At 57.9% G+C, this 13,183-nt stretch carries 12 protein-coding genes; 11 read left to right on the top strand and 1 reads right to left on the bottom strand.

Annotated features, from left to right (window positions below):
* The first annotated feature begins 61 nt into the window (after nucleotides 1-61).
* From pldB to EDF82_RS24645, 3 genes are all read left to right on the top strand, one after another.
* On the top strand, nucleotides 62-1,054 hold the full coding sequence (gene pldB, locus EDF82_RS24655; protein WP_123758100.1) for a lysophospholipase L2: 993 nt from the start codon (nucleotides 62-64) through the stop codon (nucleotides 1,052-1,054).
* Between the two features lie 66 nt (nucleotides 1,055-1,120).
* Nucleotides 1,121-1,921: a sugar/pyridoxal phosphate phosphatase YigL gene (gene yigL / locus EDF82_RS24650; protein ID WP_123758099.1), complete on the top strand. Its 801-nt coding sequence runs from the start codon at nucleotides 1,121-1,123 to the stop codon at nucleotides 1,919-1,921.
* An 88-nt stretch (nucleotides 1,922-2,009) separates the two neighbouring features.
* Nucleotides 2,010-2,909, top strand: coding sequence for a carboxylate/amino acid/amine transporter (locus EDF82_RS24645; protein ID WP_123758098.1), 900 nt, complete (start codon nucleotides 2,010-2,012; stop codon nucleotides 2,907-2,909).
* Here the strand turns inward: EDF82_RS24645 and metR are convergent.
* Nucleotides 2,797-3,750, bottom strand: a complete 954-nt coding sequence (gene metR, locus EDF82_RS24640) for an HTH-type transcriptional regulator MetR (RefSeq protein ID WP_123758097.1) — start codon at nucleotides 3,748-3,750, stop codon at nucleotides 2,797-2,799. The genes EDF82_RS24645 and metR overlap by 113 nt on opposite strands.
* A gap of 233 nt (nucleotides 3,751-3,983) precedes the next feature.
* Here metR and metE point away from each other — a divergent pair, with 233 nt between their 5' ends.
* The 8 genes from metE (at nucleotide 3,984) to EDF82_RS24600 (ending at nucleotide 13,183) form a co-directional block, all read left to right on the top strand.
* A complete protein-coding gene (metE, locus tag EDF82_RS24635; RefSeq protein WP_123758145.1) occupies nucleotides 3,984-6,245 on the top strand; it encodes a 5-methyltetrahydropteroyltriglutamate--homocysteine S-methyltransferase in 2,262 nt (753 codons plus the stop codon).
* A gap of 190 nt (nucleotides 6,246-6,435) precedes the next feature.
* Nucleotides 6,436-7,866: a PTS transporter subunit EIIC gene (locus EDF82_RS24630; protein ID WP_123758096.1), complete on the top strand. Its 1,431-nt coding sequence runs from the start codon at nucleotides 6,436-6,438 to the stop codon at nucleotides 7,864-7,866.
* Nucleotides 7,867-7,886: 20 nt separating this feature from the next.
* Complete coding sequence (locus EDF82_RS24625) at nucleotides 7,887-9,632, top strand: sulfatase (protein WP_123758095.1); 1,746 nt, start codon at nucleotides 7,887-7,889, stop codon at nucleotides 9,630-9,632.
* A gap of 43 nt (nucleotides 9,633-9,675) precedes the next feature.
* A complete protein-coding gene (locus EDF82_RS24620; protein ID WP_123758094.1) occupies nucleotides 9,676-10,401 on the top strand; it encodes a GntR family transcriptional regulator in 726 nt (241 codons plus the stop codon).
* Complete coding sequence (locus EDF82_RS24615; protein WP_123758093.1) at nucleotides 10,398-10,742, top strand: YidH family protein; 345 nt, start codon at nucleotides 10,398-10,400, stop codon at nucleotides 10,740-10,742. The genes EDF82_RS24620 and EDF82_RS24615 overlap by 4 nt, the downstream gene beginning before the upstream one ends.
* A complete protein-coding gene (locus EDF82_RS24610; protein ID WP_123758092.1) occupies nucleotides 10,739-11,068 on the top strand; it encodes a DUF202 domain-containing protein in 330 nt (109 codons plus the stop codon). Before EDF82_RS24615 ends, EDF82_RS24610 begins: the two co-directional genes overlap by 4 nt.
* Before the next feature lie 19 nt (nucleotides 11,069-11,087).
* Nucleotides 11,088-12,380 carry an anaerobic sulfatase maturase gene (locus EDF82_RS24605; protein WP_123758091.1) on the top strand — a complete coding sequence of 431 codons (1,293 nt, stop codon included), beginning with the start codon at nucleotides 11,088-11,090 and terminating at the stop codon, nucleotides 12,378-12,380.
* Between the two features lie 113 nt (nucleotides 12,381-12,493).
* The gene (locus tag EDF82_RS24600; RefSeq protein WP_123758090.1) at nucleotides 12,494-13,183 is read left to right on the top strand and encodes a transporter substrate-binding domain-containing protein; all 690 of its coding nucleotides are present in this window, start codon (nucleotides 12,494-12,496) and stop codon (nucleotides 13,181-13,183) included.

Here is a 13,183-nt window from a genome sequence, read left to right as displayed (position 1 = left end):
AAGCATTGTCTGATGCGCGATAAAAAAACGATTTTCAGTGGTTAACAGGGGTGTAAACCCGATGTTCAAGCAGCAAAAGGAGTGGGACACGCGAGAAAACGCGTTTGCGGCTTTTACGATGGGGCCACTTACCGATTTCTGGCGTCAGCGGGAAGAGGCGGAATTCAGGGGCGTAGATGATGTCCCGGTTCGCTTCGTGCGCTTTTGCGTCAAAGATAACGATCGGGTGGTGGTGATTTGCCCGGGGCGTATTGAAAGCTATGTGAAATACGCCGAACTGGCTTATGACCTGTTCCACAGCGGCTTTGACGTGATGATTATCGATCATCGCGGCCAGGGACGTTCCGGACGCATCCTCAACGACAGCCATCGCGGTCACGTGGTGCGCTTTAGCGATTATGTCGACGATCTGGCTGCGCTCTGGCAGCAGGAAGTCGCTCCCGGTCACTGGCGAAAACGGTTTATACTCGGCCATTCGATGGGGGGCGCGATCGCCACGTTATTTTTGCAGCGTCATCAGCCGCATTGTGATGCGATTGCGCTGTGCGCGCCGATGTTTGGCATTGTCATGCGTTTCCCTGACTGGATGGTGCGGCATATTCTCGACTGGGCTGAGGGCCATCAGCGCATTCGGGAAGAGTACGCGCTCGGTACCGGGCGCTGGCGGGCGTTGCCCTTCTCGGTCAACGTGTTGACGCACAGCCGTCAACGCTACCAGCGTAACCTGCGATTTTATGCCGATGAACCGCAGCTGCGCGTTGGCGGGCCAACCTATCACTGGGTACGTGAGGGCGTGCTTGCCGGCGAAGAAGCGCTGGCGGGCGTTGAGAAAGACACCACCCCGACATTGTTATTGCAGGCCGAAGAAGAACGGGTTGTCGATAACCGCATGCACGAGCGCTATTGCGAACGTCGTGCTGCAGCAGGTCATCCCTGCGAGGGTAATAAGCCGCTTGTCATAGAAGGGGCATACCATGAGATCCTTTTTGAAAAGGACGCCATGCGCTCAGTCGCGCTGAATGCCATCGTCGATTTTTTCACTCGACACAATTAGAGTCTGCCAGGACAGGCTCTTAATCCGGCGAAATGCTCGTCGCCCTGCTTAGAGGTTAAAATTTTTATGTACCAGGTTGTTGCATCTGACTTAGATGGCACGCTGCTTTCTCCCGATCACTACTTAACCCCCTACGCAAAAGAGACGCTGCAGCTGTTGACCGCGCGCGGTATCAATTTTGTCTTCGCAACCGGTCGCCATTACATCGATGTCGGGCAGATCCGCGATAATCTCGGTATTAAATCCTACATGATCACCTCCAACGGCGCGCGCGTGCACGATAGCGACGGGCAGCAGATCTTTGCGCATAACCTTGACCGCGATATCGCGGCCGATCTGTTTGAGATGATGCGTAACGACCCGAAAGTGGTGACCAACGTCTACCGTGAAGATGAGTGGTATATGAACCGCCATCGTCCGGAAGAGATGCGCTTTTTCAAAGAAGCGGTCTTCAACTACAAGCTGTATGAAGCGGGCGAGCTCGATCCGCAGGGGATCAGCAAAGTGTTCTTCACCTGCGAAGATCACGAGCATCTGCTGCCGCTGGAGCAGGCGATCAACGCGCGCTGGGGCGATCGCGTCAACGTCAGCTTCTCGACCCTGACCTGCCTGGAAGTGATGGCCGGCGGCGTGTCGAAGGGACATGCGCTGGAAGCGGTTGCCAAAATGCTCAGCTACCATCTGAAAGACTGCATCGCCTTTGGCGATGGCATGAACGATGCGGAAATGCTGTCGATGGCTGGCAAAGGCTGCATCATGCTGAACGCGCACCAACGGCTGAAAGACCTGCATCCGGAGCTGGAAGTGATCGGCAGCAACGCCGACGACGCGGTGCCGCACTACCTGCGCAATCTCTACCTCGGCTGATAAAGATTGACGACTGTTCATCTATTGTTCAGTTGTCAACCGAACTCTCCGCTACAATGAGTGCTCTTCTTCCTGAGAGACATTCATTGTGGCGCTACTGATTATCACCACTATCCTGTGGGCCTTTTCCTTTAGCCTGATCGGCGAATACCTGGCGGGTAGCGTCGATAGCTACTTCTCCGTGCTGATGCGGGTGGGGCTGGCGGCACTGGTGTTCCTGCCGTTTCTGCGTACCCGTGGGCAATCGCCGCGGACCATCGTGCTCTACATGCTGGTCGGCGCGATGCAGCTGGGCATCATGTATCTGCTGGCCTTCCGCGCCTATGTGTACCTGACGGTCTCTGAATTTCTGCTGTTTACCGTCTTCACGCCGCTCTATATCACCCTGATTTATGATCTGATCAGCGGGCGTAAGCTGCGCTGGGGATACCTGCTGAGCGCCGGGCTGGCGGTGCTGGGCGCGGCGATTATTCGCTATGACAAAGTGAGCGATCATTTCTGGACCGGCCTGCTGCTGGTTCAGCTGTCGAACCTCAGCTTTGCGATCGGCATGGTGGGCTATAAGCGGCTGATGGAGCTGCGTCCGATGCCGCAGCATAACGCCTTTGCCTGGTTCTATATGGGGGCCTTGCTGGTGGCGGTGGCGGCCTGGCTGATGCTCGGCAATCCGCAACGGCTGCCGACCACGACGCTACAGTGGAGCGTGCTGGTGTGGTTGGGCGTGGTGGCGTCGGGACTCGGCTACTTTATGTGGAACTACGGGGCGACGCAGGTGGATGCCGGCACGTTGGGCATCATGAACAACGTGCATGTGCCGGCCGGGCTGCTGGTTAACCTCGCCATCTGGCAGGAGCAGCCTCACTGGCCGAGCTTTATTATTGGGGCTCTGGTGATCCTGGCCTCACTGTGGGTCCATCGCCGTTGGGTCGCTCCGCACTCCGGACAAACGGCAAATGATCGCAAGCGTGGTTCCGCGCTGAGCGAATAAACGCTTCGGTGACCGGCTGACGCTGCTCGCCGTCGCGCACCGCGGCGTACAGTCGGCTCCACAGTCCTTCGCCCAGGGTTTTGGTGACCACCAGACCCTGGCGCTCAAAACTTTCTACGACCCAGTGCGGCAGGGCGGCGATGCCCATGCGTGCAGCAACCATCTGAATCAACAGCAACGTATTGTCGACGCTCTTCAGCTGCGGGCTGATCCCGGCCGGTTGCAGGAAATGGCGCCAGATATCCAGGCGACCACGCTGAACCGGATAAATCAGTAACAGCTCTGTCGCCAGGTCCTCTGGCGAAATGCGGGTTTTCGCTGCCAGCGGATGCTCCGGCGCGAGGACCAGGCGCACTTCATAATCAAACATCGGTGAATAGTGCAGGCCGCTGCGCGGCAGGATATCTGAGGTCATCACCAGATCCAGCTCGCTTTGCTGGAGGGCCGGCTGCGGGTCAAAGGTGACGCCAGAATGGAAATCCACTTCGACCTGCGGCCAGCGGGCGCGGAAATTCTCCAGCGCCGGGGTGAGCCACTGAATACAGCTATGGCACTCGATGGCGATGCGCAGGCGCGTTTGCAGCGGCTCGTGGCAATCCTGCAGCGCGCGGGTGATTTGCGGCAGCACCTGGTTTGCCAGCTGCAGCAGGATTTCCCCCTGCGGCGTGAAGCGCAGGGGCTGACTTTTACGCACAAACAGGCGGAAGCCAAGGCGTTGTTCCAGATCGCTGAACTGGTGGGACAGGGCGGACTGGGTTTGATGCAGGGCCGCCGCAGCGCCTGCCAGCGACCCGCTGTTCCGCAACGCCTGTAGCGTTTTCAGGTGTTTAATTTCGATCATGAAAGTCCTTCACTTCGGCATGAAAATGTTGCGCTTGAGGAAGATACAGTAACCTTCAATTATAGATGTGTAAACATCTGGACGTCTAAATCCTGTGTCTTTCGAATTTAGGGTGTGTTGGCTGCACTTCCTCACCCCGGTCACTTACTTCAGTAAGCTCCCGGGGAATGAGCAAGTTTGCCGCCTTCCCTAAATCCGAAATCCTTCGGATTCAAAATATTGAGGTCTTAAAAATGACAATTATTAATCATACCCTCGGTTTCCCTCGCGTTGGCCTTCGTCGCGAGCTGAAAAAAGCACAAGAGAGCTACTGGGCGGGTAATTCGACCCGTGAAGCGTTGCTGGCGGTGGGGCGCGAACTGCGCGCCCGTCATTGGGATCAGCAGAAGCAGGCGGGTATTGACCTGCTGCCGGTCGGGGATTTCGCCTGGTACGACCATGTTCTGACCACCAGCCTGCTGCTGGGTAACGTACCGGCTCGTCATCAGAACAAAGACGGTTCCGTCGATATCGACACCCTGTTCCGCATTGGCCGCGGTCGTGCGCCAACCGGTGAACCGGCGGCAGCGGCGGAAATGACCAAATGGTTTAACACCAACTACCACTACATGGTGCCGGAATTCAGCAAAGGTCAGGAATTTGCGCTGACCTGGACGCAGCTACTGGATGAGGTGGACGAAGCGCTGGCGCTCGGTCACAAGGTGAAACCAGTATTGCTTGGCCCGGTGACCTACCTGTGGCTCGGTAAAGTGAAAGGCGAGCAGTTTGACCGCCTGACCCTGCTGAACGACATTCTGCCGGTTTACCAGCAGGTGCTGGCGGAACTGGCAAAACGCGGCATTGAGTGGGTACAGATTGATGAGCCGGCGCTGGTGCTGGAGCTGCCGCAGGCGTGGCTGGACGCGTTCAAGCCAGCGTATGATGCGCTCTCAGGCCAGGTTAAGCTGCTGCTGACCACCTACTTTGAAGGTATCACCGCGAACCTCGAGACGATTGCTGACCTGGCGGTTCAGGGCCTGCACGTTGACCTGGTGCACGGTAAAGATGAGGTAGCGGCGTTGCACCAACGCCTGCCTGCCGACTGGCTGCTCTCTGCGGGCTTGATCAACGGTCGTAACGTCTGGCGCGCCGATCTGACCGAGAAGTATGCGCAGATCAAAGATATCGTCGGCAAACGCCCGCTGTGGATTGCCTCTTCCTGCTCCCTGCTGCACAGCCCGATCGACCTGAGCGTTGAAACTCGCCTCGATGCGGAAGTGAAAAGCTGGTTTGCCTTCGCCCTGCAAAAATGTGAGGAGCTATCCCTGCTGCGCGATGCCCTGAACAGCGGTGATACGGCCGCGCTGGAGGCGTGGAGCGCGCCGATTCAGGCCCGTCGCCACTCGACCCGGGTTCATAACGCGGCGGTAGAAAAACGTCTGGCGGCCATTACCGCTAAGGACAGCCAGCGCAACAGCCCGTACGCTGAACGTGCCGAGGCGCAGCGCAGCCGCTTCAACCTGCCGGCGTGGCCCACCACCACCATCGGCTCTTTCCCGCAGACGACCGAGATCCGCGGCCTGCGTCTGGACTTCAAAAAAGGTAATCTGGATGCTGGCAACTACCGCACCGGGATTGCCGAACATATTAAGCAAGCGATCGTTGAGCAGGAGCGCCTGGGGCTGGACGTTCTGGTGCACGGCGAAGCCGAGCGCAATGACATGGTGGAGTACTTCGGTGAGCACCTGGACGGCTTTATCTTCACCCAGAACGGCTGGGTACAGAGCTACGGTTCCCGCTGCGTGAAGCCGCCGGTGGTGATCGGCGATGTCAGCCGCCCGGAAGCCATTACCGTGGAGTGGGCGAAGTATGCACAGTCGCTGACCGACAAGCCGGTTAAGGGCATGCTGACCGGTCCGGTGACCATTCTGTGCTGGTCCTTCCCGCGTGAAGATGTCAGCCGCGAAACCATCGCCAAACAGATTGCCCTGGCGCTGCGTGACGAAGTGGCGGATCTGGAAGCCGCCGGTATCGGCATCATCCAGATTGATGAGCCGGCGCTGCGCGAAGGTCTGCCGCTCAAACGCAGCGACTGGGATGCGTATCTGCAGTGGGGCGTCGAGGCGTTCCGCATCAACGCCGCGGTGGCGCAGGATGATACTCAGATCCACACCCACATGTGTTACTGCGAGTTCAACGACATCATGGATTCCATCGCCGCCCTGGATGCCGATGTGATCACCATTGAGACGTCGCGTTCCGATATGGAACTGCTGGAATCGTTTGAAGAGTTCGAATACCCGAACGAAATCGGGCCGGGGGTGTATGACATTCACTCGCCGAACGTCCCCAGCGTAGAGTGGATCGAAGCGTTGCTGGAGAAAGCGGCGCAGCGTATCCCGGCTGAACGTCTGTGGGTCAACCCGGACTGCGGCCTGAAAACCCGCGGCTGGCCGGAAACCCGCGCGGCGCTGGCTAACATGGTAAAAGCCGCGCAGAACCTGCGCCAGGCGTAATTACCTCAGCTTATCCATCCCCAGAGGAGGCCCCGTGCCTCCTCTTTTTTTGCATTTTTCTTATTTTCCCCGCGCTTACCCCCTCCGTAAATTCGGATAAACGACAGGTCATTTTATGAGCTTACTCACAAATGTGATATCATTATATTGTTATAACAATTGCCGCCAAAATAATAAAAGGAACTTCTGTATGGACTACAACCAGGTAGGAAGCGCAATTGTGAAGCACTGTGGTGGCCTGTTGAATTTACAACATGTCACCAACTGTATGACCCGGGTACGGATGACTATCGGCGATCGGTCGCAGGTTGATATCGCGGCGCTGAAAAGTATCGACGGCGTGCTGGGGGTGGTGGAAGACGACACCTTGCAGGTGATTGTCGGGCCGGGCAAGTCGACAAAAGTCGCGGATGTGATTAACGACATGTTGAAGGCGCAGCCCGTCGGCGAAACCCCGCCCGGTGAGGCCACGCTGAGCGCGGTGGAGCAAAAGGGCACGCTGGCGCGGGCAAAAGCCAAAAAGCAGACCCGGACCAAAATTATTCTTAAGCACATTGCCAATATTTTCGTTCCCATTCTGCCGTCGCTGATCGCTGCCGGTATTCTGATGGGCATCAATAACGTCATTGTGAATTCGGCGGCCTCCTGGGCCCTGGCGAATCACGTTGTCGCGCTGGGCGATCTCTCGCCGACCCAGGTGGTGCTCGATCAACGGCATCTGCTTGGCCTCAGTCAGTTTCTCGATATTGTCTCGAAAGCGCTATTTGGCTTCCTCGCAATTTATACCGGTATGTCGGCGGCAAAAGAGTTTGGCGGCAATGCGATCATGGGCGGTCTGTTAGGGGGCGTGACGATGCTGCCGCAGCTGACTGCCTTTGGGCTGGTGCCGGGCCAGGGCGGGCTGATTGGCGTGATTTTTTGCGCCTGGCTGATGTGCCTGCTGGAAAAACGGGTGCGGCGGATCGTCCCGGATATTGTCGATGTGGTGGTGACGCCGACGATTGTGGTGGTGGTGATGGCGGCGGCGCTGCTGTTCGTCATTATGCCGGTGGCCGGAATTATCTCCGACGGCATTCTGCACGGGCTGAACGGTCTGCTTGCCGGCGGCGGCATTGCCGCAGGCTTTGTGCTCTCGGCGCTCTTTCCGTTCTTAATTTCGTTGGGCCTGCATCACGGCCTGTTCCCGGTGCATATCGAAATGATTAACGCCACCGGCCATGCGCCGCTGTTCGCGATCCAGATTATGTCCAATGCCGGGATGGTAGGGGCGGCGACGGCGGTACTGATGCTGACCCGCGATCCGGTCATGAAGAAAATAGCCAAAGGCGCCATTCCCACCTCCATTCTGGCCGTCGGCGAGCCAACGATTTTCGGCGTTAACATTCCCGCCGGCTTTGCCTTTATCACCGGTTCTATCGGGGCGGGATTTGGCGGCGTGATGGTGGTGCTACTGGGCGTCACGACCAACGGCATTGGCGCCGCCGGGCTGTCGGCGTTGCCGCTGATCGCCGACGGCAAATATTTGCAGTACATCATGGCGTGGTTGACCGGTTGTACCGCCGCTTTTGTGTTGACGTACATCGTCGGCAAAATCCGTGGTTACGACAAAGAAACGGCGTGAGAGAGGAAAAGGAGTAAAGCATGAAAGCCATAATGTTGATGTTCGATTCACTGAATAAGCAATTGCTGTCGGCTTACGGCAGCGATCGCGCCATCACGCCGAATTTTCAGCGCCTGCGGGAGCGCACGGTACGTTTTGACAACTTTTTTGTCGGGAGTATGCCCTGCATGCCGGCCCGCCGGGAGCTGCACACCGGGCGCTATAACTTTCTGCACCGTGGCTGGTCGCCGCTGGAGCCGTTTGATGATTCCGTCCCGGAAATACTGAAGAAAAACGGTATCCACAGCCATCTGGTTACCGACCATAAACACTACTGGCGTGACGGCGGCGCGACCTATCATTCGCGCTACAGCACCTTTGAGTTCGTGCGTGGTCAGGAGGGCGATGCCTGGAAAGGCGTCGTGGATAAGCCGCAATATCGGTATGAGTCCGGGGAACCGAACGAGATCAAGCAGCGGCGAATTGCCAGCCGGGTGCAGCATCAGATCAACGTCCAGTTCATGCAGAATGAAGAGGATCATCATCTGGCGAGGACGATCGGCAAGGGGCTGGAGTTTCTTGAAACCAACCATGCCAGCGATAACTGGTTCCTGCAGCTGGAATGTTTCGATCCGCATGAGCCGTTTTTCGTGCCGGAAAAATACCTGAAAATGTACGGGATCGACGATCCGTCGCAGTTTGACGGCTGGCCGCCATACTACTTTGTGACCGAAACCGATGAGCGCAAAAGCCTGATCCAGAAGTATTATATGGCGCTGTTGACCATGGTGGACGCCTATGTCGGCAAGGTGCTGGATTATATGGATCGTTACGATCTCTGGCAGGACACCTTGCTTATCGTCAATACCGACCACGGTTTCTTGCTTGGGGAGCATGAGTGGTGGGGTAAAAATATTATGCCGCTGTATAACGAAGTGGCAAATATTCCCTGCTTTATCTGGCATCCCCGGTGCGGTGGCGCGGGAGAATCGCGGCAGTCGCTGGCACAGACCATCGATCTTCCGGCGACGCTGCTGGATTACTTCGGGCTGGATAAACCAGCGGATATGCAGGGCCGGTCATTACTTCCGACGCTGCTCGACGATACGCCGGTGCGGGACTACGCGCTGTTTGGCTACCATGGCTGCCATATCAACATTACCGATGGCCGCTATGTGTATATGCGCTCGCCCGTTGAGCAGGGTATTGATGGTCTGTACGAGTACACGCTGATGCCGACCCGTATCAATCGCCGCTTTACGCCGCAGGAGCTTGAAAAGACGACGCTGCACCCGCCATTCGCCTTCACCAAGGGCTGTCCGGTGATGAAGATCCCCGCGGAGTCGGTGATGACCAGAGGGGCCGATCGCTTTGGTCACCGTCTGTATGACAGCGCGGCGGACCCGGCCCAACTGACGCAATGTCGTGATGAAAGCGTGGCGCAGCGGCTGAGTGAGCAGATGATAGAGATGATGCGGGAAAGCGATGCCCCTGCTGAGCTTTATCCGCGCTATGGATTGACCGGGTCACCGGCGGCGCTGCTGGGGCTGGACCCGAACATCCTGCCAGAGCTTGCCGGGTTTGCGCCGCAGGTCCGTTATGGCCTGTTTGCGCTGCTGCAGCATCTGGAAGGGAGCGGGCAGTTCGATTTGGCGCAGAGGCTACAGGCGGCCTGCCGGGCCGACTGGGATCGGGAAAATCTGTGGGCCTTCGTGCATAACCAGGTTCCGCAGGAGCAGCATCAGAGCGTGTACTATAAGATGGCGTTAGAAATGCGACTGGACTGAGTGGTATCCCCGGCGACGGCCGGGGAAAAAGGAGTAGAAGTAGATGAAAGAAGAGCTGGATTATTCCCGGGGCGCGAAACCTTTATACGCCCAGCTATACGACATCCTGCTGGAGAGGCTGAAAACCGGCACCTACAAAAAAAATGATGTGCTGCCCACGGAAGCGGAGTTTGAAGAGCTGTTTGGCGTCAGCCGGATCACCGCGCGCCGCGCGCTGGCGGAACTGGTTGCGAAAGGGCTGGTAAAGCGCCAGGCGGGTATCGGTACGATGGTGATCAGCACCTCGGAGAAACAGGGGGTCAAAACCCGCATTCGCTTAGTGGATGGGCAGCAGCAACATCCTATCTCGCGTAATAACCTGAAGCTGGAGCTCCTGCTGCCGCCTGAGCCGATCGCGCGTGAGTTTGGCCTGGCGCCAGATGGCATGCTCTATCGCCTGACCCGCACCATCTTCCGGCAAAATGAGCTGCCTGCTCAGGTGAACTATATCTGGCTGACCCCGCGTCTGGGGACATTGACGCTGGACACCTTCGACGGCGGCTTGTACAGCATGCTGGAGAAAAATAACGAAAATATTGAAAGCTTTCAGGATGTAATTACCGCGGAGCTGCCGACGGAAAGCGACTGCGCCATTCTGCAGATTAGCGCCTCTGAGCCGCTGCTGGTGAAAACCCGTAAAGGCTATAACGACCGGGGCGAGCTGGTGGAGTTTGGCATCGCCAGACATATCGCCAGCTGCTACCAGTATATTGTCGAGAACAGCCGATGAAATGGCTAAGCCAGGGGAAGGCGCCGGATTATCGTTTTTCGCTGGCGAATGAGCGAACGTTCCTTGCCTGGATCCGCACCGCGCTGGCCTTTATGGCGGCGGCGATTGGGATCGACCAGCTGGCGACAAACTTTGCCTCCGCGCATGCCCGCGAGCTACTGGTCAGTGGTTTAAGCCTCACGGCGGCGCTGCTGGCCTGGTACGCGTACCGGCGCTGGGCCGGCAACGAACGTGCGATGCGCACAGGCGCTGATTTAGCCTACCCCAGAATGCTGATCTGGCTCAGTAGCGGGCTGGCGATCGCCATCTTGCTGACGCATGCGGTGCTGTTTCTGCGATGACGATGACCCGTCGGCCCCGTGACCCAGGACTTCAGCCGGAGCGCACCGCGCTCTCCTGGCAAAGAACTACCTTTTGCGTGTTGCTCCTCGCCCTGGCCGCGACGCGCGGCGGGTTTTCTCGTGGCGAGATGGCGGTGGCTGCCCTTGGCGGCATCGCCGCCGCGCTGGCGGTCGTGCTGATGGTGGTCTCGTATTGCCGTCAAAAGCAGGCGGTCATGGAGCGAGAGCTCACCACCCACTCTTCGCTGCTGGTTAAGCGACTGCTGAGCATCATCCTGAGCCTGGTCGCCCTGTCGCTGGTGCTTCCGGCGTTGCTCAGGCTGTAATGAAAAGGATAGATCTGCGATGACAATCACCGGATGCCACGTGATGGCGAAGCCCACGGGATCGGTATGTAATATCGACTGTACGTACTGCTTCTATCTGGAGAAAGAGGCGCTGTATCCCGAGCGCAATACCCACTGGCAGATGTCTGACGAGACTCTGGAACGCTATATTCGTCAGCATATTGACGCCCAGGCGGGAGATAGCGTGACCTTTGCCTGGCAGGGCGGCGAGCCGACCATGATGGGGCTGGCGTTTTTCCGCCGCGTCATGGCGTTGTGCGACAAATATGCCGGCGGGAAAAAGATAACCCACGCGCTGCAAACCAACGGGATCCTGCTGGATGACGCATGGGCGCGTTTTTTTGCCGAACATCGCTTTTTGATTGGCCTGTCGATAGATGGCCCCGCAGCGCTGCATAACCAGTATCGTGTGAACCGGGCCGGAAAGGGCACCCATGACCGGGTCATGGCGGCGATGTCGCTGCTCAAAGCCCATCACGTTGAATTTAATACCTTAACCGTCGTCGGCAAACACAACGTTGAGCATGCCCTTGAGGTGTATGAATTCCTGGTTGCGGCAGGTTCGCGCTATATCCAGTTTATTCCGCTGGTTGAACGGCTGAGCAATGACGCTTCGTCGGCGCTGCAGCTGGTGCTGCCCGGCGAAAGCGCCGCAAGGCTTGCCCCGTGGACCGTACCGTCGTGGCAGTTTGGCGACTTTCTCTGCCAGATTTTCGATCTGTGGGTCCGGCGCGATGTCGAGCGGGTCTCCGTGCAGATGTTCGACGTGGCGCTGGCGGCCTGGGCCGGGCAACCGCCGGTGCTTTGTGTCCATTCGGCAACCTGCGGCCACGCTTTTGCCCTCGAATCAAATGGCGATCTGTATAACTGCGATCATTTTGTCTACCCGGAACATAAGCTGGGCAATATTCATCAGCAAACCATCCACGAGCTTAACCATAGCGAACAGGCGATCGCCTTCGGGCAGGCTAAAGAAGATCGCTTAACCGCAGACTGTCGTCGTTGCGAGTTTCGTCCGGTATGCCACGGTGGCTGCCCGAAGCACCGGTTCGCGGTCTCGCCGGGCGGCCATCCGGGCCACAACTACCTGTGTGCGGGCTATAAGCACTTTTTCAAACATATCACTCCGTATATGAACGCCTGGCAGCAGCTGCAGGAAAATGGCTACCCGCCGTCAGCGATCGCGCAATGGCTGGCACACGAGGCACAGCAGGCGCCAACGGCGGCGAAGCGCAACGATCCCTGCCCGTGCGGGAGCGGCCGCAAGTACAAAAGATGTTGTGGGTCGTAGCCTCAGCGCGGCGGGAAAATGCGGCACTGGCCTGCGAAATCGTCCCGGCTGGGCTACGCTTAGCGGCACGATATAGGCCAATCCTGTAAGCCAACCATTTCCGGGAGCGAACGATGACCGGGCACGACGACTCAACGCGCACTTTACGTTTTGCCATTAACCTCGGGAACCCGGTTCTCGCCACCTTATTGCCCGATAACACACCGGGTGGGATCTCCGTCGCGCTCGCCAGCAAGCTGGCCGCTGAGTGCGGTCGCGAAGCGCGGTTTATCACCTGGCCGACGGCCGGAAAAGTGGTGGAAGCTGCCCTGCAGGACCAGTGGGATATTGCCTTCCTGGCGATAGACCCCGCTCGGGAAGACGCGCTGTGCTTCACCCGGCCCTATATCACCATTGAAAGCACCCTGATGGTCAGAGATGCCAATGAGATTCGCTCTGTGCAAGAGATGGACAAGCCTGGGGTGACGATTAACGTCGGCAAAGGGGCTGCCTATGAGCTGTATCTGATTCGAACCTTAAAGCAGGCGACGATGCGGCAGTACGCCACGTCCCAGGAGGCGATCCGCGCGTTTATCGACGGTGAGGGGGATATGGTTGCCGGCATTCGTCAGCCGCTCTGCGGCGTGGCGCAGCAATACCCGCAGTTTCGCGTCCTGCCCGATAGCTTCAGTCAGATACAGCAGGCGATTTGCGTACCGCGTACCCGGCTCCAGCACTACGCTTTTATCCGAGATTGCCTGGCAAGGTGGCTCGATGACGGGACGATTGCCGATATGATTCACCACCATATCGGCAACCGGTAG

Source organism: Klebsiella sp. BIGb0399, assembly GCF_003752615.1.
In the GTDB taxonomy this organism is placed as follows: domain Bacteria; phylum Pseudomonadota; class Gammaproteobacteria; order Enterobacterales; family Enterobacteriaceae; genus Klebsiella; species Klebsiella lignicola.
This window is presented reverse-complemented; position numbering and strand designations above follow the sequence as displayed.

Coding starts and splice junctions, on each gene's coding strand:
- pldB (WP_123758100.1), top strand. CDS start 62: ATGTTCAAGCAGCAAAAGGAGTGGGACACGCGAGAAAACGCGTTTGCG.
- yigL (WP_123758099.1), top strand. CDS start 1,121: ATGTACCAGGTTGTTGCATCTGACTTAGATGGCACGCTGCTTTCTCCC.
- metR (WP_123758097.1), bottom strand. CDS start 3,750: ATGATCGAAATTAAACACCTGAAAACGCTACAGGCGTTGCGGAACAGC.
- metE (WP_123758145.1), top strand. CDS start 3,984: ATGACAATTATTAATCATACCCTCGGTTTCCCTCGCGTTGGCCTTCGT.
- EDF82_RS24630 (WP_123758096.1), top strand. CDS start 6,436: ATGGACTACAACCAGGTAGGAAGCGCAATTGTGAAGCACTGTGGTGGC.
- EDF82_RS24625 (WP_123758095.1), top strand. CDS start 7,887: ATGAAAGCCATAATGTTGATGTTCGATTCACTGAATAAGCAATTGCTG.
- EDF82_RS24620 (WP_123758094.1), top strand. CDS start 9,676: ATGAAAGAAGAGCTGGATTATTCCCGGGGCGCGAAACCTTTATACGCC.
- EDF82_RS24615 (WP_123758093.1), top strand. CDS start 10,398: ATGAAATGGCTAAGCCAGGGGAAGGCGCCGGATTATCGTTTTTCGCTG.
- EDF82_RS24610 (WP_123758092.1), top strand. CDS start 10,739: ATGACGATGACCCGTCGGCCCCGTGACCCAGGACTTCAGCCGGAGCGC.
- EDF82_RS24605 (WP_123758091.1), top strand. CDS start 11,088: ATGACAATCACCGGATGCCACGTGATGGCGAAGCCCACGGGATCGGTA.
- EDF82_RS24600 (WP_123758090.1), top strand. CDS start 12,494: ATGACCGGGCACGACGACTCAACGCGCACTTTACGTTTTGCCATTAAC.